Below are 17,383 nucleotides of genomic sequence, written 5' to 3'. Positions count from 1 at the left end.
CGGTGACCGGGTCCGCAGATCTCCGGACCCGGTCACCGCCGTTCCCGGATCACGCCCGTTCTCAGATCACGCCCAACTTGCTGGCCTCGTACACCGCCTCCGCGCGGCTGGCCGCGTCCAGCTTCCGCATGATGTTCCGTACGTGGAACTTCACCGTGGTCTCCGAGATGTACAGACGGGAGCCGATGTCGCGGTTGCTCAGCCCGCGGGCCAGCAGCTCCAGCACCTTCAACTCCCGTTCGGTGAAAGAAGGCTGATCGGTGGGCAGGCGCATGGACCGCGCCATCGCGGCGGCCGAGCGGGAGTCGAAGGCACTTTCGTTGCGGGCCACCGCGCGGATCGAGCGCAGCAGTTCGGTGGTGTCCACGTCCTTGACCACATAGCCACGGGCGCCGTGCTGGATCGCGCCCACCACCAGGGAATCGTCCAGGAAGGTGGTGAGGACCAGCACCGCCGGGCCCGGACAGCGCTCGGTGAGCTGGGAGCACAGCTCCAGGCCCTCGGCATCGGCTCCCGTGGACAGCTTCAGGTCCAGCAGCACGATGTCGGGGCGGGCGCGCTCGGTGACGGCCAGCGCCTCGGCGGCCGTGCTGGCCTCTCCGACGATCTCCAGATCCGGTTCGCGCTCCAGAATGGACCGCAGCCCCTGCCGGACGATCGCGTGGTCGTCGACCAGTACGACCCGTACGGCAGACGTGGGGAGCGGCTCGTGCTGCTCAGCAGTCATCCGGGTCCTCCTGATCGACGCTCACCGGCAGCGGGATCTCCACCCGCAGCTGGATGCCTCCCATCCGCGACCGGCGGATGGACAGTGTGCCGCCCAGCTCCTCCGCCCTGGCCAGCATGTTGGCCAGCCCGCGGTGGCGTCCGGACAGGTCGGTGGCCCGGCACAGGCGCAGCGTGCGGCGCAGCTGGGCCGGGTCGCCGGTGCCGTCGTCGGACACGCTCAGTACGACGCTGCCGGGCCGGTAGCGCAGCAGCACCAGCGCCCGGGAGGCGTGGCCGTGCGAGGCGGAGTTGAACAGCGCTTCGCCGGCCAGCCGCAGGATCGACTGCTCGGCCTGCGGCGGGAGCGGCACCGGGCTGCCCTCCACCCGTACCCGCACCTCCAGTTCCGTCTGCAGGTGCACCGAGGACAGCCGCTCCAGCATCACCGGCAGCGGTCCCGACGGTTCCTTCGAGGAGTGGTGCAGTGCGTAGATCGCGGCACGCAGCCGTTCCACGGCCTGCCGGTTAAGGTCCTTGGCGGAGGAGAGCCGCTCGGCGATCTCACCGACGGGCCCGCCCAGCCCTTCCAGCTCGGCGCGGCACACCTCCATCGTCATCCCCGCACTGAGGACGTACTGCGTGACGCTGTCATGCAACTCGCGGGCGATCCGGTGCCGTTCGTCGTCCAGCGCCTGCCGCTGCATCGCCTCGACCAGCCGCCGCTGTGTCTCGGCGAGCTCGGCGCTGCGCGCGGCGAGGTCCCGGGCCTGGCGCTCGGCGGCCTCGGACAGCTGCTCGGTGCGGCCGCGCAGCCGGGTGGCGGCGTGGAAGAGGAAGGAGTTGTGCAGCGCGACGGCCGCCTGGTTGGCCAGCACCCGCAGGATCGCGAGGTCCGTGTCGGCCACTTCCAGCCCGGCACCGGGATGGGCCGCGATCCCGCCGACCGGCTCGTCGTCCAGGGTCATCGGGGCGCGGACCCAGCCGTCGGCGCCGGGGGAGGAGGCGGCTTCCCACGGCCGGGTGCGCAGCACGTCCAGGTGCACGCGTACCTCGGCGGGCAGCCTGGTCTCGTCGTCGATCAGGACGTCGTCGGCGAGCAGCAGAAACCGGGGCCGGGCCGCGCGCAGCGCGCCGTCTGCCACGGCCAGCAGCAGCCAGCGCGCCTGGAGATGCTCGGCCGCGGCCCGCACGACCGCCTCGACCAGGGCTCGCGGTCCCTCTGCCGTACGGACCAGGGCGCGCGAGATGCCGTCGAGCGCTTCCACCGCGCGCTCCAACCGCTCGTTGGAGCGTATATATGCGGGATAGAACGACCGCTTGCCCGAGCGCAGGCCGGTGAGCTCGCCCAAGTTGGCTGCGGCGCGCGGATCGTGACGGGGGACGCTCACCGGGATCGCCTCACAGCGCCGCGCGGAACAATGTCTCGATGTCCAGGAGACCGGCGTCCCTGGGATTGGTGGCCAGGCAGGCGTCCTTGAGTGTCGTGCGCGACAGCCGCGGGACGTCGGCCTCGGTGACCCCGAGGGAGGCCAGGCCCCCGGGGACGCCGACGTCGTCCGCCAGCGCACGGACCCGCTCGGCGAGCATCAGGGCGACCTCGTCGGGCGCCACGCCCTCGGTCGCGATGCCCGCAGCGTCGGCCAGGGCGACGAACCGGCCGGGCTGGATCTGCGCGTTGAAGCGGATGACGTGCGGCAGCAGTACGCCGTTCACCACCCCGTGCGGCGCGTCCAGCAGGCCGCCGACCTGGTGGCTCATCGCGTGCGTCGCGCCGAGGATGGCGTTGGTGAACGCCATGCCCGCCTCCAGAGACCCCTGCGCCATCGCCAGCCGCGGGCTGACCTCCTTCGGCCGGGCCTGGGTGCCCACGAGGTGGCCGGTGATGAGTTTTACGGCGTGCAGCGCGAGGTTGTCCGTAAGGGGATTGTGCGCCCGGGAGACGAACGACTCGATGGCGTGCGTCAGCGCGTCCAGGCCGGTGGCGGCGTTCAGCCAGTCCGGCATGGTGGTCAGCAGGCGCGGATCGATCACCGAGATCTCGGGTACGAGCGTGCGGCTGATGATGGTGATCTTGACCTGCCCGGCCGTGTCGGTGACCACCGCGAACTGGGACACATCCGCGCCCGTGCCCGAGGTGGACGGCACCATCACGGTAGGCGGGATCGGCGCCGCGACCTGGTCCACGCCCTCGAAGTCGAGGATGCGGCCGCCGTTGCTGGCCAGGATCGCCACGCCCTTGGCCGCGTCGATACACGAACCGCCGCCCAGCGCGATGATCACGTCGCTGCCGCTCTCAGCGTACCGCTGGAAACCGGCCTCGACCTCATGGTCCTTGGGGTTCGGCGTCACGTCGTGCCACACCACGGGGCGCAGCCCGGCCAGCCGCAGATAGCCGACCGCCTCCTCCACCCAGCCCGCCTCGATCAGCCCCGGATCGGTGACGAGAAAGGGGCGGCGACCGCCGACGCGCAGCGCGCAGTGTCCCAGCTCGGCGAGCGAGCCGGGGCCGAAGACGACCTCGGGGGCGTGGAACTTGGCCAGGTGGGCCGGCTGGCGGGCCGCGCGGGCGTCCACCCGCTGCGGGCCGGTCAGCTCGCTGTTGCCTGCCTCGCCGCTCCAGTCAGCATCTGGCTCGTCACTGCTGGTCACCACGGCGCCTTGTGGGAGCGGCATGCGGCCTCCTGAGCGGTGAAGTCCGTGAACGGCACGCGGCACGATTGTCGGCCGCTTCATAGATCAATAACACCCCCGTTACATCAGCACAATGCTGGGCGGGCAGGAGCTTCGGCACAGTACCGTCCCTTCGGGACGTCCCCACCTGGTCGATCGGGTAGGTGCGCAGGACGGTGTCCTACGGGACGATTGATGGCTGGACCCTGCTGAGCGACGACGAGGTCGGGAAAGGTCATGACGGTGAAAGGTGACCTCAGGCAGCGCAGAGCCGCACTGGAGGACGAGTGGACCCGCTGGGTGCCGGAGCTGCGAGCGGCCCGGCGGTCACTGGAGGACGACGCGGGGCTGCGCCGTGAGGTGACCGACTCCTGGGTCCGCTCCCTGCATACGGTCGACCCCGGTCTCGGCAGCGCCCCGGTGACCGACGGCGGCGAGGTCAGCCCCCGGTGGGCCGGCTCGCCGCTGCGCCGGCCGGTCAGCGACCTGGCCGAGGAACTGAACAGCATCGCCGACGACGCCGGGTTCATCGCCGCCGTCACCGACGAGTCCGGGACCATCCTGTGGACCTGCGGCGGCCGCGTCATGCGGCGGCGGGCCGAGCGGGTCAACTTCGCCCCCGGCGGCCGGTGGGACGAGCAGGCCATGGGCACCAACGCGCTCTCCCTCGCGCTGCGCACCGGCCGCCCGAGCGCCATCTTCTCCGCCGAGCACCTGGTGGCCGCGCTGCACGGCTGGGCCTGCTACTGCGCCCCGATCCACGACCCCAGCGGCCGGATCCTGGGCGTACTGGACCTCTCCACCACCTGGGACCGCTCGCACCCGCTGGCCATGTCGACCGTACGCAGCCTGGTGTCCACCATCGAGACCCGGCTGCGCGCCGAACTGCCGCGCCAGGAGCGGCGCGGACCGGACGGCTCCGGGGTGCGGCTGACCTGTCTGGGCACCGAGGAGGCGGCCCTGGACGGCCTGCCGCTGCGGCTGCGGCCCCGCCAGATGGAGATCCTCACCCTGCTCGCCCTGGAACCGGAGGGGTACCCGCCCGAGCGGCTGCGGGACGCCCTCTACGGCGAGCGGCCGGTGACCGCTTCGACATTCAAGGCGGAGGTCTCCCACCTGCGGCGCGCGCTCGGCGGCCAGGTCGCCACCCGCAGATACGCGCTCACCACGCCGGTCTCCTGCGACGCGGCCGACGTGCTGCGCGCGCTGGCGGAGGGCGACACGGCCGGGGCCCTCAGCCGGTACCGCGGTCCGCTCCTGCCTCACTCGGAGGCGCCGGGCATCGTGGCCTGGCGCGAACACCTGGAGGTCGCCGTACGGGAGGCCGTACTGACCAGTACGTGTCCGGAACACGCGCTCAGCTACGGCGAGCGCGCGCCGTACGACGCCGAAATCCATGAGCACGCCCTGCGCGTACTGGATCCCTCCGACGCCCGCCGGGCGATCGCCGCGGGCCGATTGAACACGGCACTGCGCGACTGAGAACCGGCCCGTGCGACGGGAGAACCGCAGGTCCGGTGCGGGTGTGCGGCCTCGGCGCGGGCCTGCGGTGCGGGTGGCGGGTCCACGCCAACCTTTCGCCAACCTCGACGGGTGACAGTGACCCGCATCACGACGGCTTCGAGCCGTCGGGCACCCGCATCCGTACCCCCCGAGGAGCGCCACAATGGTTTACGCGCAGCCAGGCACCGCAGGCAGCATCGTCGACTTCGCCCCGCGCTACGACAACTTCATCGGCGGCGACTGGGTCGCGCCCGTGAACGGGCAGTACTTCGACAACCCGTCGCCGGTGAACGGGCAGACGTTCACCCAGGTCGCCAGGTCCTCCGCGGCGGACGTCGAACTCGCCCTGGACGCCGCCCACGCGGCGGCCCCCAAGTGGAGCCGCACCTCCGCCACGGAGCGGGCGAACATCCTCAACAAGATCGCCGACCGGATCGAGGAGAACCTCGAGAAGCTCGCCGTCGCCGAGACCTGGGAGAACGGCAAGCCGGTCCGCGAGACCCTGGCCGCGGACCTGCCGCTGGCGGTGGACCACTTCCGTTACTTCGCCGGTGCGGTCCGTGGCCAGGAAGGTTCCGTCTCCGAGATCGACGCCGACACGGTCGCCTACCACTTCCACGAGCCGCTCGGAGTGGTCGGCCAGATCATCCCGTGGAACTTCCCCATCCTGATGGCCACCTGGAAGCTTGCGCCCGCGCTGGCGGCCGGCAACTGCGTGGTGATCAAGCCGGCCGAGCAGACCCCGGTCAGCCTGCTGTTCATGATCGAGCTGATCGCCGACCTGCTTCCGCCGGGCGTGGTCAATGTCGTCAGCGGCTTCGGCGTGGAGGCCGGCAAGCCGCTGGCGTCCAACTCGCGGGTGGCGAAGGTGGCGTTCACCGGTGAGACAACCACCGGGCGGCTGATCATGCAGTACGCCAGCGAGAACATCATCCCCGTCACGCTGGAACTGGGCGGCAAGAGCCCCAACATCTTCCTGCCCGACGTCATGGCCGCCGATGACGACTACCTGGACAAGGCCGTCGAGGGCTTCGTGATGTTCGCCCTCAACCAGGGCGAGGTGTGTACCTGCCCGTCCCGCGCGCTCGTCCACTCCTCCATCTACGACGAGTTCATGGCGCGCTGCGTCGAGCGCACCAAGGCCATCACCAGCGGCAACCCGCTGAACCCGGCCACCATGATCGGCGCCCAGGCCAGCAACGACCAGTACGAGAAGATCCTTTCGTACATCGACATCGGCAAGAAGGAAGGCGCCGACCTGCTCACCGGCGGCGGCTCCCGCACCGTCCCCGGCTACGAGGGCGGTTACTACATCGAGCCGACCATCTTCCGCGGCACCAACGACATGCGGATCTTCCAGGAGGAGATCTTCGGCCCGGTGGTCTCGGTGACCACCTACGACTCGGTCGACGAGGCCCTGAAGATCGCCAACGACACGCTCTACGGCCTCGGCGCCGGTGTCTGGACGCGGGACGGCAACACCGCCTACCGGCTCGGCCGCGAGATCAAGGCGGGCCGGGTGTGGACCAATTGCTACCACGCCTACCCGGCGCACGCCGCGTTCGGCGGTTACAAGAACTCCGGCATCGGCCGCGAGAACCACAAGATGATGCTGGACCACTATCAGCAGACGAAGAACATTCTTTGTTCTTACAGCCCTCAGAAACTTGGCTTCTTCTAAAGCCTGAAGTTGGGTTGCCTGGAGGCATCGTTACGCTCCAGGCAACCCGACACGGCAGGCACCCGCTGTAATCAATTGGGTTCTTCGAGTTACTGCCTGACATCTAAGGGAGTTCCCGCCGGACCAAATAGCGCCAAAGGACATCACCCCACGAGCCGCCCGCTCACGAGCGCAGCGACCCGCCGATACCCGTAAGCAGTGCCCGAACCGCCGGCCGCACTGGGAGAGCTCTTCGACCTCATGGCCGCCCTGAACGAATCCGCATCGCGAGGGAAGGCTCCTCGCGGCGAGAACGGGCCTGCCGACGTCCACGAGCTGCCGAAGACCACGAAGAGGACAGCAGCCCGGAAAGGGCCGGGCGAGAAGGCCGCCGTGAGGAAGCCCGCGCCCAAGATCCTGACTGAACAAGGCCATTGTCAGTGCCGCGTGCGATCCTCGCCCCGGAAGCGTGCACTGCAGAAGGAGGCCGGGTGGCGACGGGACGTCCGCGGAAAGATCCACGCGATCCGGTGCTGATTATGCGGGATGCCGGGCTCGAACCACTGGAGCCCTATCCAGGAAGTGATAAGCCCTGGCGCTGCCGCCATGAAGCGTGCGGGAGAGAAGTGTCACCGTGGCTGGGCAACATTGCTGCGGGCCGGCAGGGCGGCTGCCGGTACTGCTCAGGCACGGCTCCGATTCCTCCGGAGGAGGCGGTGGCGTTGATGCGCTCAGTGACGTTTTCTCAGCGCTGATCATTTCCAGATTCCGTTGAGGACGAGGGCGGCGCGAGCGATGTCGGCGATCCTGCTGGGGCTGATGGTGACGTGCTGCAGGGTCCGCCAGCGCTGCTTGAGTTCGGCGGCGGCCCGTTCGCCGAGTGCACGGATGCCTCTGATCAGGCTGTTCGTGGTTTGCGTGTCCGTGTGCAGGGCCCGCTCGGACCGGCCCTTCGGGCGGCGGACCGGGACGAGAATGCCGATCCCGGCGCCGATGTAGCCCTTGTCGGCCAGGGTGGGCAGGCCGTCGGCCGCGGCTTTGTACAGCGCGGGCAGGGCGTGGATGCGGGCGGGGGTGATGTCGGGGGTGGAGCCGGGCTCCACGTCGGAAACCCATAGCGGGGTGCCGTCCAAGCATCGCAACGCCGTTGTAGCGGGGGCCGGTGTCACCGCCGTAGGCGTCGCCTTCGCCGCCCAGGAGGGCAGCAGTACACCCGGGCGACCGCGACGGCATTGACACCATCCCCCCGGACTCAGAAATACTCCGGGGAATCGATATCGTGCCCCGCTCGCACCTTCCAGCCAAGGGCGCGGTCGGCGGTGGCACAGCAGGTGCACCACACGCCGGACAGGGACTTCGCGCACACGGTAGCCAGACAGAGAGCCTCGTGGCAGACAGACAACTGCTCTGGTCCCACTTCGGTGACAGGCTCACCGATCGGTGATGACCTGCTGCATCAGCTCCTGCAGGTGAAGGCCGCGGGCCGCGTCGACCCCGGTGCCGGTACCGGTGCGTACGGCAGTGCCGAACTCGTTCCGGAGGATGGGCCAGCATTCCTCGTGGTCGATGTCCGCCGTGTCGTAGACGAGTTCATCGGACGGACCGAAGAGCTCGACGCGCGTTCTGGCACGGGGCAGGTTGACGCTTCCGGACAGTGAGGCCTGGCTGACGGCGCCGTTGGTGTGTTCGCAGGTCAGCTCGATCCAACGGCGCGGGTCGCCCATGCCGCGTACGGAGACGATCGGCGCGACAGCGCTGTCCAGCAGGTCCAGCAGGTGCGGGCCGAGGTCGAGCAGCGCGCCGTGCTCCAGCCGCCAGGATGTCGCGAACTCCCCGCCGAGGAAGGCGCCGTGCAGATAGCAGGATCGAGCGCCGACAACCTCACGGGTTGCAGCCTCGGCAAGGAACTCCCGGGTGGCCGGGTGGTACCGCTTGGTGAGGACAAGTTGCGAGATGACGCCGTGCTCGGCGACCGCGTCGGCAACGGCGCGTGCGGCGGCGAGGTCCGCTCCCAGTGGCTTTTCCAGGAGTAGCGCCCGTCCGGCGGCTGCCGCGCGAACGGCGAGGGCGGCCTGAACAGTGGGCGGCACGGCGAAAGCGATCGCCTCGCATTGATCGAGCAGTTCCTCGAAGGAACCGGCAGCGTGGGCCCCGTAGGCATTCGCCACCTCGGCGGCCGCTTCCGGGCGCCGGGCCCAGACGGCGGTCAGGGTGGTTTCCGGGCCGGCGGCCAGCATCCGGGCGTGCATCGCGCGGGCCCACGGTCCCGCGCCGACCAGGCCGACGCGGACCGGAGGGTAGGTCCAGAGGCCTTGAGGCAGGCCTGCTATTCGGGACATGGACTCTCCGTAGGTGTGCGGACAGAGGTCAGCCGACATCGTCACTGCGGGCGAGTGCAGCGAGCCGGGCGTCTGCCTTGTCGGGGGCGTAGAGGTGGTCGATGACCATGGCGGCAGCCCCGACCAGGGCCGCGCGGTCGCCGAGGGAGGAGATGGTCACAGAGAGATGGGCGGTGGTTCGAGGCAGCGCTCGCTGGTAGAGGAGTTCCCGTACGCCGGTGAGAAAGGGAGTGCCCGCAAGGTCCCCGCCGAGCATCAGGACGCCAGGGTTGAGCAGTGTCACCACCGTGACAAGTACTTCGCCGATGCGCTGCCCGGCCTCGCGGGCGAGCCGCACGGCGTCGGGCTGTCCAGCGGCGAGATGGTCGCGCACATCGGATCCCGAGGTGGTGGGGACGCCGGCCGCTGTCAGTTGTTCGGCGATGGAGCGGCCACTGGCCACAGCTGCCAGGCAGCCGTAGGAGCCGCACATGCAGAGTGCGTCTGGACGGTCGTGGAGCCGGATGTGGCCGATGTCGCCCGCTCCCCCGTCGATTCCGCGGTAGACCTCACCACCGACGACGACTCCGGCGCCGATTCCGGTCGATGCCTTCACCAGGAGGAAGGCGCCGCAGTCGGGGTGGTTCTCGCGCTGCTCGGCCAGTGCCATCAGGTTGGCGTCGTTGTCGACGAAGACTGGCAGGGGTCCTGCGGTGGACGGCGGGCCGACGTGCTCCGCGAAGGCGTCGCGCAGCCGTTCCCGTACCGGGAACCGGTCCCAGCCGGGCATGATCGGCGGCTGCACGATCTGCGCCGACTCCCAGTCGACCGGCCCGGGTACGGAGAGGCCGACCCCGCAGACCCGGTCAGGCCCGACGCCCGCCTCGTCGAGGAGCGGGCCGAACCAGCGTGCGAGCCGGTCCAGGACCACATCGGGGCCGTCCGCGATCACCAGGTCACCGGTACGTTCGGCAAGGATGGTGCCGGCAAGGTCGAGCACGGCGGCGCGACCGTGCCGGGTCTCCAGGTCGGCTACGAGCACCACGGCATGGGTCGGGTCGAACTCCAGCCGTGCGGAGGGGCGTCCACCGGTGGAGGCACCGGCGGCACCGCGCAGCCAGCCGGCTCCGAAGAGCTGATCGAGGCGGTGCCCGACAGTCGACCGGGACAGTCCCGTCGCTTGCTGCAACTCCCCGCGCGTGGTGGCCTCGCCGCTGCGGATGAGTCGCAGCAGGTGTCCCGCGCTCGCCTGGTTTCCTGCCATTCCTGCCGTCCTCGTCCTGTTCGTCCGTGCCGGGAAGCCGCTTGTGGCGCCGCGCCGACGACCTCGTCGCTCCTGATCGGGTGTCAGCCCTTGTCCGCGCCGCTGGTCAGCCCCTCGGTGAGAAGGCGTTCGGCTGCGAAGAACAGCAGTACCACGGGGATGGTGAGGATCACGGACCCGGCCATCAGAACGGTCTTCGACACCTCGATGCCGTTGGCCAACTGCTGAAGTCCGAGCGAGACCGTCCACTTGCCCGGGTCTGCTGCCAGGAAGAGGAGGGCGAAGAGGAATTCGTTCCAGGCGATCATGAAGACGTAAAGTCCGGTGGCCATCAGCGTCGGCAGCGCGAGGGGCAGGATGATCCTGCGCACGGTCTGCAGCCGGGAGGCGCCGTCGATCGCGGCAGCCTCCTCGATAGTGAAGGGGATGGTCACGAAGTAGTTCTTCAGCATGTAGATCGACACCGGCACGGTCTGCGCGATGTAGACGATGGCCAGGCCGGCGAGACTGCCCGAGAGACCCATCTTCGCGAACATCACGAAGAGCGGGACGGCGAGCAGGGTGGCCGGGAAGAGGTAGACGGCCAGGAAGAGCGCGCTGACATGCCGGCTGCCGAAGAATTTCAGGCGGCTGACGGCGTAGGCGCCGGGCACCGCGGCTACCAGGGTGAGCAGCACCGTGGCAACGGCGACAAGTGCCGAGTTGAGCAGCATGCCGAGGAAGCCCTGACCGCCCTCGGAGGTGGGTGTGAGAACACTCTCGTAGGTGGCGAGGGTGAAGTCCTTGGCCGTGACCCAGAGGTTGCCAGGATTCAGCAGCAGCGCGTCGATGGGCTTCACCGACAGCATCAGCATGTAGGAGAAGGGCACGATCGTGATCGCAGCCAGGAACGCGATCACGACCCAGCGCAGAATCCCGAAGAACCGCTCCTCGAACTGGGCGCGGCTCAGGGTCCGGCGGCGCTGCGGCTGCGCGGTGGGGCGAGGGGCCAGGGTGGGCCGGGTGGGTGCCACGGGGGTCGTGGGCGGGGCGCTGCTCATGCCGACTCCTCCTGAACCTTCTTGCCGAAGAACTTGAAGTAGATGCCGAGCAGGGCCATGAGCACGACGGCGAGGACGAGGGCCTGGGCGGACGCGGCTCCGACGTCGAAGCGGGACGTGAGGAAGTCGTAGACGCGGACAGCGACGACGTCTGTACCCGAACCGCCACCGGTGAGGAGATAGATGTCATCGAATTTGTTGAACGTCATGATGAAGCGCAGGACGGACAGCAGGGCGATGACGGGCATCAGCTGCGGCAGCAGAATGTGCCGGAAGCGCTGCGAAATGGTGGCTCCGTCGACCTCGGCGGCCTCCTCCAGACTGCCGGGGACCGCTTGGAGGCGGGCGAGCATGAAGAGGAAGGCGAAGGGGAAGTACCGCCAGGTCTCGAAGGCGATGACCGTGAGCAGCGCCAGCGGGATGTCGAAATGGACGCCGAACAGGCCGACTTCGTACGACCGGGTGGAGAGGAAGGCGATCGGGTCGTCCCAACCGAAGAGCCGGCGACCCCATTCGTTGACGATTCCGTACTGCGGGCTGAGCGCGACCTCCCAGACGAAGGAGACGGCGACGACCGGCGCGACGTACGGGAGGAGCATCGCGGCTCGCAGGGCGCCGCGGCCGCGGAACGGCCGCCGCAGTGCGAGGGCTGCGACGAGGCCGAGGATCACGGAGCCTGCGGTGGCTCCGATCGTGTAGAGCAGTGTGGTGCCAAGGCTGCTCCAGAAGCCGGGCGAGCCGAAAGCACGGCGCGCAGGACCACGTCCGCGACCTTCTCCGGCGGATAGTCGCGCAGCCTGCGCCGCCGCGCGGGCCGGTCACCCCCGGCGCGGGCGAAGCCGGGGCAGATCACCGAGACTCCGATGTCCCGGCCCGCCAGCTCGGCGCGGAGGGATTCGCTGAGCGCCAGCACGGCGGCCTTGGACGCGCCGTATGCGGCCGGCACCTTGGACGGGTGGAAGGCCGCGGCCGACGCGGTGTTGACGATGTGTCCGCCCTGCCCGCGCTCGGCCATCTGCCGACCGAAGGTCCGGCAGCTGTGGATGACGCCCCAGAGGTTGATGTCGAGCACCCTGCGCCACTGGTCCGCCGAGGTGTCCAGAAAGCCGCCGGTGAGCCCCGCCTCGGCGTCGTTGACCAGCACATCCACCACGCCGTATTCCTCGGCGACCTTGAGGGCGAGCTTCTCCACCGCCTGCTCGTCCGAGACGTCCGCCGCCTCGGCCCACGCCTGGGGCGCCCCCGCGGCCCGGGCCAGCGACGCCGTGCGCGCCGCGCCCGCCGCGTCCTGGTCCACCGCGACCACCCGGGCGCCCGCCGCCGCGAAGGCGAGGCAGATGGCCCGGCCGATGGTGCCCGCCGCGCCCGTCACCAGCACCAGCCGGCCGCCGAACCGCTGTGCGTACGGACCGGACGAGTCCGCCCCGGGGCGCGGGGCGCCCTCCTCGACCGAGGTGATGAACTCACCGATCCACGCGGTGAGCTGATCGGGCCGGGAGAGCGGCATCCCGTGCCGGGCGGCCAGGGTACGGCGGGTCAGCTCCGGCACCCACGTCTCCAGATCGTCGTACAGCCGCTGAGAGATGAAGGGGTCCTTGGTCGGGACGATCAGCTGGACCGGGACGTGGGCATAGGGGTCCGCCCGGGGCCGGCGGAACCTCTCCCGCACATTGTCCCGGTAGAGCCAGGCCCCATGGGCGGCGTCATTGGGCAGCGAGGCGGTCGGATAGCCCTCGCTCGACACCCGCTCGGCGCGCTCCAGAATCCTTGGCCAGTACCGGCCGAGCGGCCCGCGCCACAGCGCCTCCGGGACCTTGGGCGTATGCAGCGCCCCCACATACCAGGACCGGGCGGACTGGCCGAGGACCTGCGCCACCCGGCGCGGGGTGGGCCGGGTCAGCCGCTTCCTGAGCCAGTGACCGTAGTGGTCCAGGGACGGGCCCGACAGCGAGGTGAAGGAGGCGATCCGCCCCTGGGTGCGCCCGACCGTGACGAACTCCCACGACTGCACCGACCCCCAGTCGTGCCCGACCAGATGCACCGGCCGGTCCGGGCTGACCGCGTCGGCCACGGCCAGGAAGTCATCGGTCAGCTTCTCCAGGGTGAAGCCGCCGCGCAGCGGGCTCGGGGCGGTCGACCGGCCCGAGCCGCGCACGTCGTACAGGACGACATGGAATCCTCCGTGCCCGGCGAGGCGCGTCGCGACCTTCGCCCACACCTCCTTGCTGTCCGGATAGCCGTGCACCAGCATCACCCGTCGGCCGCGCCGGGTCACCGAGCTCGGCGACGCACAACTCCACCTGGCCCGTACGGATCCTGCGCTCGGTCGCTCCCGCGATCCCGTCCGTCACTCTGTCCTCCCCTTCCGGGCGCGAACCCGGCGAGTCATGCCCACTCGACCATGCTCAGCGTTCGAAATTCCCGTCAAGAGGGCCTCCCCGCCCTGTGGATACTCGGGGTAACACCTCCGACGGGACCCCTTCCCCCTACGGGCGCGTCAGACCCGAGGACGAGAGAAATCCCGTCGTCCGGACTGACGTCCGAGGTGGCTCACACCACTACCGTCGAACATGTGACTGTGATCGCCACCGAAAGTCTGAGCAAGCGGTTCCCCCGGGTCACCGCGCTCGACCGGCTCTCCGTCGACATCGCACCAGGCGTCACCGGCCTGGTGGGTGCCAACGGCGCCGGCAAGTCGACCCTGATCAAGATCCTGCTCGGGCTGTCCCCCGCCAGCGAGGGCCGCGCCACCGTTCTCGGCCTCGATGTGGCCAAGGACGGCAGCGCCATCCGCGAGAGCGTGGGCTATATGCCCGAGCACGACTGTCTGCCGCCCGATGTCTCGGCGACCGAGTTCGTCGTCCATATGGCGCGCATGTCCGGGCTGCCCCCGTCGGCCGCCCGTGAGCGGACGGCCGACACCCTGCGCCACGTCGGGCTGTACGAGGAGCGATATCGCCCCATCGGCGGCTATTCGACCGGTATGAAGCAACGCGTCAAGCTCGCCCAGGCCCTGGTGCACGATCCGCGTCTGGTCCTGCTGGACGAGCCGACCAACGGCCTCGACCCGGTCGGCCGCGATGAGATGCTCGGTCTGATCCGCCGTGTCCACACCGACTTCGGCATCTCGGTGCTGGTCACCTCACATCTCCTCGGCGAGCTGGAGCGCACCTGTGACCACGTCGTGGTCATCGACGGCGGCAAGCTGCTGCGCTCCAGCTCCACGAGCGACTTCACCCAGGCCACCGGCTCGCTCGCGGTCGAGGTGACCGACACCGCCGAGCATCCGGACGGCACCGGGATGCTGCGCGCCGCGCTCGACCGGGCCGGGCTCACCGTCCAGCCGGCCGGCCGCGGCGCCGACGGGGCGCCCGCCTCCGACCATCTGCTGCTCGTGGATGTCGAGGGCGAGGAGACGTACGACACGGTCCGGGACGCTATCGCCGGTCTCGGCCTCGGCCTGGTCCGCATGGAGCAGCGCCGCCACCGCATCGCGGAGATCTTCCGCACCGAGGCCGAGCCGGAGTCCGCGGACGACGACATGGGCCCCGGTGACCAGGGAAGCGGACAGGGGAACGGAGGTGCCGTCGATGCCGCCTGAGACCGTGACCCAGCAGCGTGCCGACGTCATTCACAACATCGGCTACCGCCACTACGAGGGCCCGCGCCTCGGCCGCGCCTACGCCCGCCGCTCGCTCTTCTCGCAGAGCCTGCGCGGCGCCTACGGCCTCGGCCGCTCCGCGAAGTCCAAGATCGCGCCGATGCTGATGCTCGCCGTGATGTGCCTGCCCGCCGCGATCATCGTCGCGGTCGCCGTCGCCACCAACGCCAACAAGCTCCCGGTCGAGTACACCCGCTACGCGATCATGCTCCAGGCGGTCATCGGCCTCTACACCGCCGCCCAGGCACCGCAGTCCGTCTCCCGCGATCTGCGCTTCAAGACGATCCCGCTCTACTTCTCCCGCCCCATCGAAACGGTGGACTATGTGGTGGCCAAGTTCACCGCCATGGCCTCCGCTCTCTTCTTCCTCACTGCCACGCCCCTGCTGATCCTGTACGTCGGGGCGCTGCTCGCCAAGCTCGACTTCGCCGACCAGACGAAGGGCTTCGCGCAAGGACTGGTTTCCGTGGTTCTGCTCTCGCTCCTCTTCGCCGGCATCAGCCTGGTCATCGCCGCGGCCACGCCCCGGCGCGGCTTCGGCGTCGCCGCCGTCATCGCCGTACTGACCATCTCCTACGGCGCGGTGTCCACCGTTCAGGCCATCGCGTACGAGCAGGGCAACACCGGTGCGGTCAGCTGGTTCGGCCTCTTCTCGCCGGTCACCATCATCGACGGGGTGCAGACCGCGTTCCTCGGCGCCACCTCCGCCTTCCCCGGCGAGTACGGCCCCGACACCGGCACCGGGCTCGTCTATCTCCTCGTCCTCCTCGGCCTGATCGCCGGCTCGTACGGGCTGCTGATGCGCCGCTACCGAAAGGTCGGGCTGTGACCACGATCGCCATCGACAATGTCTCCCGCTGGTTCGGGAACGTCGTGGCCGTCAACGACGTGACCATGACCATCGGCCCCGGCGTCACCGGCCTCCTCGGCCCCAACGGCGCCGGCAAGTCGACCCTCATCAACATGATGGGCGGCTTCCTGGCCCCCTCCACCGGGACCGTCACTCTCGACGGCGCCACCATCTGGCGCAATGAGCAGGCGTACCGCCATATCGGGCTGGTCCCCGAGCGCGAGGCGATGTATGACTTCCTGACCGGCCGGGAGTTCGTCATCGCCAACGCCGAGCTGCACGGGCTGCCCGATCCGCGCGCCGCCGCCCGTAAGGCTCTCGACACGGTCGAGATGGACTTCGCGGGGTCGCGGCAGATCTCCACGTACAGCAAGGGCATGCGCCAGCGCGTGAAGATGGCCTCCGCCCTTGTCCACGAGCCGTCGGTGCTGCTTCTGGACGAGCCGTTCAACGGCATGGACCCGCGCCAGCGCATGCAGCTCATGGAGTTGCTGCGGCGCATGGGCGCCGAGGGCCGTACGGTCCTGTTCTCCTCGCACATCCTCGAGGAGGTCGAACAGCTCGCCGCGCATATCGAGGTGATCGTCGCGGGCCGGCACGCCGCCTCCGGCGACTTCCGTAAGATCCGCCGGCTGATGACGGACCGTCCGCACCGCTATCTCGTACGGTCCAGCGACGACCGCGCGCTCGCGGCCGCCCTGATCGCCGATCCGTCGACCGCCGGTATCGAGGTCGACGCGAGCGGCGGCGCCGACGGCGGGCTGCACATTCAGGCGGTCGACTTCGCCCGCTTCACCGAACTGCTGCCTCGCGTCGCCCGTGACCAGGGCATCCGGCTCCTCACGGTCTCGCCCTCCGACGAGTCCCTGGAGAGCGTCTTCTCCTACCTCGTCGCGGCCTGAAAGGAGCCCACAGCGATGCCCTCGCTCTACCACCCCACCGTTGCCCGGCTCACCTACCGGGCCCTGCTCGGCCGCCGCCGTGCGCTGATCCTCTTCATGCTCCCCGGTCTGCTGCTGATCATCTCGCTCGCCGTACGGCTGCTGACCGGCGCCGACGACGATACGGCCGACGCCATCCTCGGCGGCTTCGCGATCGCCACCATGGTGCCGCTGATCGGCGTGATCGCCGGCACGGGCGCGATCGGCCCGGAGATCGACGACGGCTCGGTCATCTATCTGCTGGCCAAGCCGGTGAAGCGGCCGACGATCATCATCACCAAGCTGATCGTCGCGATCGGCGTCACCGCTGCCTTCTCCGCGATTCCCACCCTGCTGGCGGGCTTTCTGCTCAACGGCAACGCCCACCGGATGGCGGTCGCCTACGCCGTCGCCGCCGCCGTGGCCTCGGTCGCCTACAGCGCGATGTTCCTGCTGCTGGGCACCGTCACCCGGCACGCGGTGGTCGCGGGCCTGGTCTACGCCCTGGTGTGGGAGACGCTGTTCGGCAGCCTGGTGTCCGGGGCCCGGACGCTCAGCGTCCAGCAGTGGTCGCTCGCGCTCGCCCAGAAGGTCGCGGGCGGCGATGTGATCACCTCGGACGTGGGCCTGCCGACCGCCGTCGTCCTGCTGGTCGCCGTGACCGCGGCCGCGACCTGGTACGCGGGCCGCAGGCTGCGCTCGCTGACCCTCGCGGGCGAGGAGTGATCGGCGGGAGATGACGTGCCACTCCCGGAGACAGCGCGACGGCGGTCGTCATGGACGACCGCC

13 protein-coding genes and 2 pseudogenes are annotated in these 17,383 nt (G+C 69.8%); 6 read left to right on the top strand and 9 right to left on the bottom strand.

What is annotated here, in order from left to right; all coding sequences use genetic code 11:
* Positions 1 to 61: 61 nt before the first annotated feature.
* The 3 genes from ABZS71_RS10605 to ABZS71_RS10595 are packed head-to-tail and all read right to left on the bottom strand — an operon-like array spanning position 62 to position 3,381.
* Positions 62 to 727, bottom strand: a complete 666-nt coding sequence (locus ABZS71_RS10605) for a response regulator transcription factor (RefSeq protein ID WP_355854929.1) — start codon at positions 725 to 727, stop codon at positions 62 to 64.
* Positions 717 to 2,096 carry a histidine kinase gene (locus ABZS71_RS10600; protein ID WP_356208829.1) on the bottom strand — a complete coding sequence of 460 codons (1,380 nt, stop codon included), beginning with the start codon at positions 2,094 to 2,096 and terminating at the stop codon, positions 717 to 719. The genes ABZS71_RS10605 and ABZS71_RS10600 overlap by 11 nt, the downstream gene beginning before the upstream one ends.
* A gap of 10 nt (positions 2,097 to 2,106) precedes the next feature.
* Positions 2,107 to 3,381: an iron-containing alcohol dehydrogenase gene (locus ABZS71_RS10595; protein ID WP_355854935.1), complete on the bottom strand. Its 1,275-nt coding sequence runs from the start codon at positions 3,379 to 3,381 to the stop codon at positions 2,107 to 2,109.
* A gap of 234 nt (positions 3,382 to 3,615) precedes the next feature.
* Here ABZS71_RS10595 and ABZS71_RS10590 point away from each other — a divergent pair, with 234 nt between their 5' ends.
* Positions 3,616 to 4,860: a GAF domain-containing protein gene (locus tag ABZS71_RS10590; protein ID WP_355854938.1), complete on the top strand. Its 1,245-nt coding sequence runs from the start codon at positions 3,616 to 3,618 to the stop codon at positions 4,858 to 4,860.
* 184 nt (positions 4,861 to 5,044) lie between these two features.
* On the top strand, positions 5,045 to 6,562 hold the full coding sequence (gene adh / locus ABZS71_RS10585; protein WP_356208828.1) for an aldehyde dehydrogenase: 1,518 nt from the start codon (positions 5,045 to 5,047) through the stop codon (positions 6,560 to 6,562).
* A gap of 734 nt (positions 6,563 to 7,296) precedes the next feature.
* Here adh and ABZS71_RS10580 read toward each other — a convergent pair.
* From ABZS71_RS10580 to ABZS71_RS10555, 6 genes and pseudogenes are all read right to left on the bottom strand, one after another.
* On the bottom strand, positions 7,297 to 7,710 hold the full coding sequence (locus tag ABZS71_RS10580) for a transposase family protein (RefSeq protein WP_356208827.1): 414 nt from the start codon (positions 7,708 to 7,710) through the stop codon (positions 7,297 to 7,299).
* Positions 7,711 to 7,971: 261 nt separating this feature from the next.
* Positions 7,972 to 8,880, bottom strand: coding sequence for a Gfo/Idh/MocA family oxidoreductase (locus tag ABZS71_RS10575; protein WP_356208825.1), 909 nt, complete (start codon positions 8,878 to 8,880; stop codon positions 7,972 to 7,974).
* Positions 8,881 to 8,908: 28 nt separating this feature from the next.
* A complete protein-coding gene (locus ABZS71_RS10570; protein WP_356208823.1) occupies positions 8,909 to 10,123 on the bottom strand; it encodes an ROK family transcriptional regulator in 1,215 nt (404 codons plus the stop codon).
* Positions 10,124 to 10,206: 83 nt separating this feature from the next.
* Positions 10,207 to 11,073, bottom strand: coding sequence for a carbohydrate ABC transporter permease (locus ABZS71_RS10565; protein WP_356208861.1), 867 nt, complete (start codon positions 11,071 to 11,073; stop codon positions 10,207 to 10,209).
* A gap of 86 nt (positions 11,074 to 11,159) precedes the next feature.
* Positions 11,160 to 11,894 (bottom strand): annotated as a pseudogene (locus ABZS71_RS10560) (sugar ABC transporter permease); the annotation flags it as partial.
* Positions 11,895 to 11,905: 11 nt separating this feature from the next.
* Positions 11,906 to 13,502, bottom strand: a pseudogene (locus tag ABZS71_RS10555) (SDR family oxidoreductase); the annotation flags it as partial.
* Between the two features lie 206 nt (positions 13,503 to 13,708).
* Here ABZS71_RS10555 and ABZS71_RS10550 point away from each other — a divergent pair.
* Genes ABZS71_RS10550 through ABZS71_RS10535 form a run of 4 tightly spaced genes read left to right on the top strand, consistent with a single transcriptional unit; the run spans position 13,709 to position 17,320 of the window.
* Positions 13,709 to 14,764: an ABC transporter ATP-binding protein gene (locus tag ABZS71_RS10550; RefSeq protein ID WP_356208822.1), complete on the top strand. Its 1,056-nt coding sequence runs from the start codon at positions 13,709 to 13,711 to the stop codon at positions 14,762 to 14,764.
* The gene (locus ABZS71_RS10545; RefSeq protein WP_355849500.1) at positions 14,754 to 15,653 is read left to right on the top strand and encodes an ABC transporter permease; all 900 of its coding nucleotides are present in this window, start codon (positions 14,754 to 14,756) and stop codon (positions 15,651 to 15,653) included. Before ABZS71_RS10550 ends, ABZS71_RS10545 begins: the two co-directional genes overlap by 11 nt.
* Positions 15,650 to 16,576: an ABC transporter ATP-binding protein gene (locus tag ABZS71_RS10540; RefSeq protein WP_355849497.1), complete on the top strand. Its 927-nt coding sequence runs from the start codon at positions 15,650 to 15,652 to the stop codon at positions 16,574 to 16,576. The genes ABZS71_RS10545 and ABZS71_RS10540 overlap by 4 nt, the downstream gene beginning before the upstream one ends.
* A gap of 15 nt (positions 16,577 to 16,591) precedes the next feature.
* Entirely contained in the window at positions 16,592 to 17,320 is a 729-nt protein-coding gene (locus tag ABZS71_RS10535; protein ID WP_355849494.1) for an ABC transporter permease, read from the top strand.
* The last annotated feature ends 63 nt before the right edge of the window (positions 17,321 to 17,383 follow it).

Origin of the sequence: Streptomyces sp. NPDC005393 (assembly GCF_040606675.1) — a bacterium.
GTDB lineage: Bacteria > Actinomycetota > Actinomycetes > Streptomycetales > Streptomycetaceae > Streptomyces.
Note: the sequence above shows the minus strand (reverse complement) of the source record. Positions and strands in the feature narration are given on the sequence as shown.

Excerpts from the sequence above, each read along its gene's own strand:
- adh (WP_356208828.1), top strand. The coding sequence starts at position 5,045 with ATGGTTTACGCGCAGCCAGGCACCGCAGGCAGCATCGTCGACTTCGCC.
- ABZS71_RS10590 (WP_355854938.1), top strand. The coding sequence starts at position 3,616 with ATGACGGTGAAAGGTGACCTCAGGCAGCGCAGAGCCGCACTGGAGGAC.
- ABZS71_RS10605 (WP_355854929.1), bottom strand. The coding sequence starts at position 727 with ATGACTGCTGAGCAGCACGAGCCGCTCCCCACGTCTGCCGTACGGGTC.
- ABZS71_RS10595 (WP_355854935.1), bottom strand. The coding sequence starts at position 3,381 with ATGCCGCTCCCACAAGGCGCCGTGGTGACCAGCAGTGACGAGCCAGAT.
- ABZS71_RS10535 (WP_355849494.1), top strand. The coding sequence starts at position 16,592 with ATGCCCTCGCTCTACCACCCCACCGTTGCCCGGCTCACCTACCGGGCC.
- ABZS71_RS10570 (WP_356208823.1), bottom strand. The coding sequence starts at position 10,123 with ATGGCAGGAAACCAGGCGAGCGCGGGACACCTGCTGCGACTCATCCGC.
- ABZS71_RS10545 (WP_355849500.1), top strand. The coding sequence starts at position 14,754 with ATGCCGCCTGAGACCGTGACCCAGCAGCGTGCCGACGTCATTCACAAC.
- ABZS71_RS10575 (WP_356208825.1), bottom strand. The coding sequence starts at position 8,880 with ATGTCCCGAATAGCAGGCCTGCCTCAAGGCCTCTGGACCTACCCTCCG.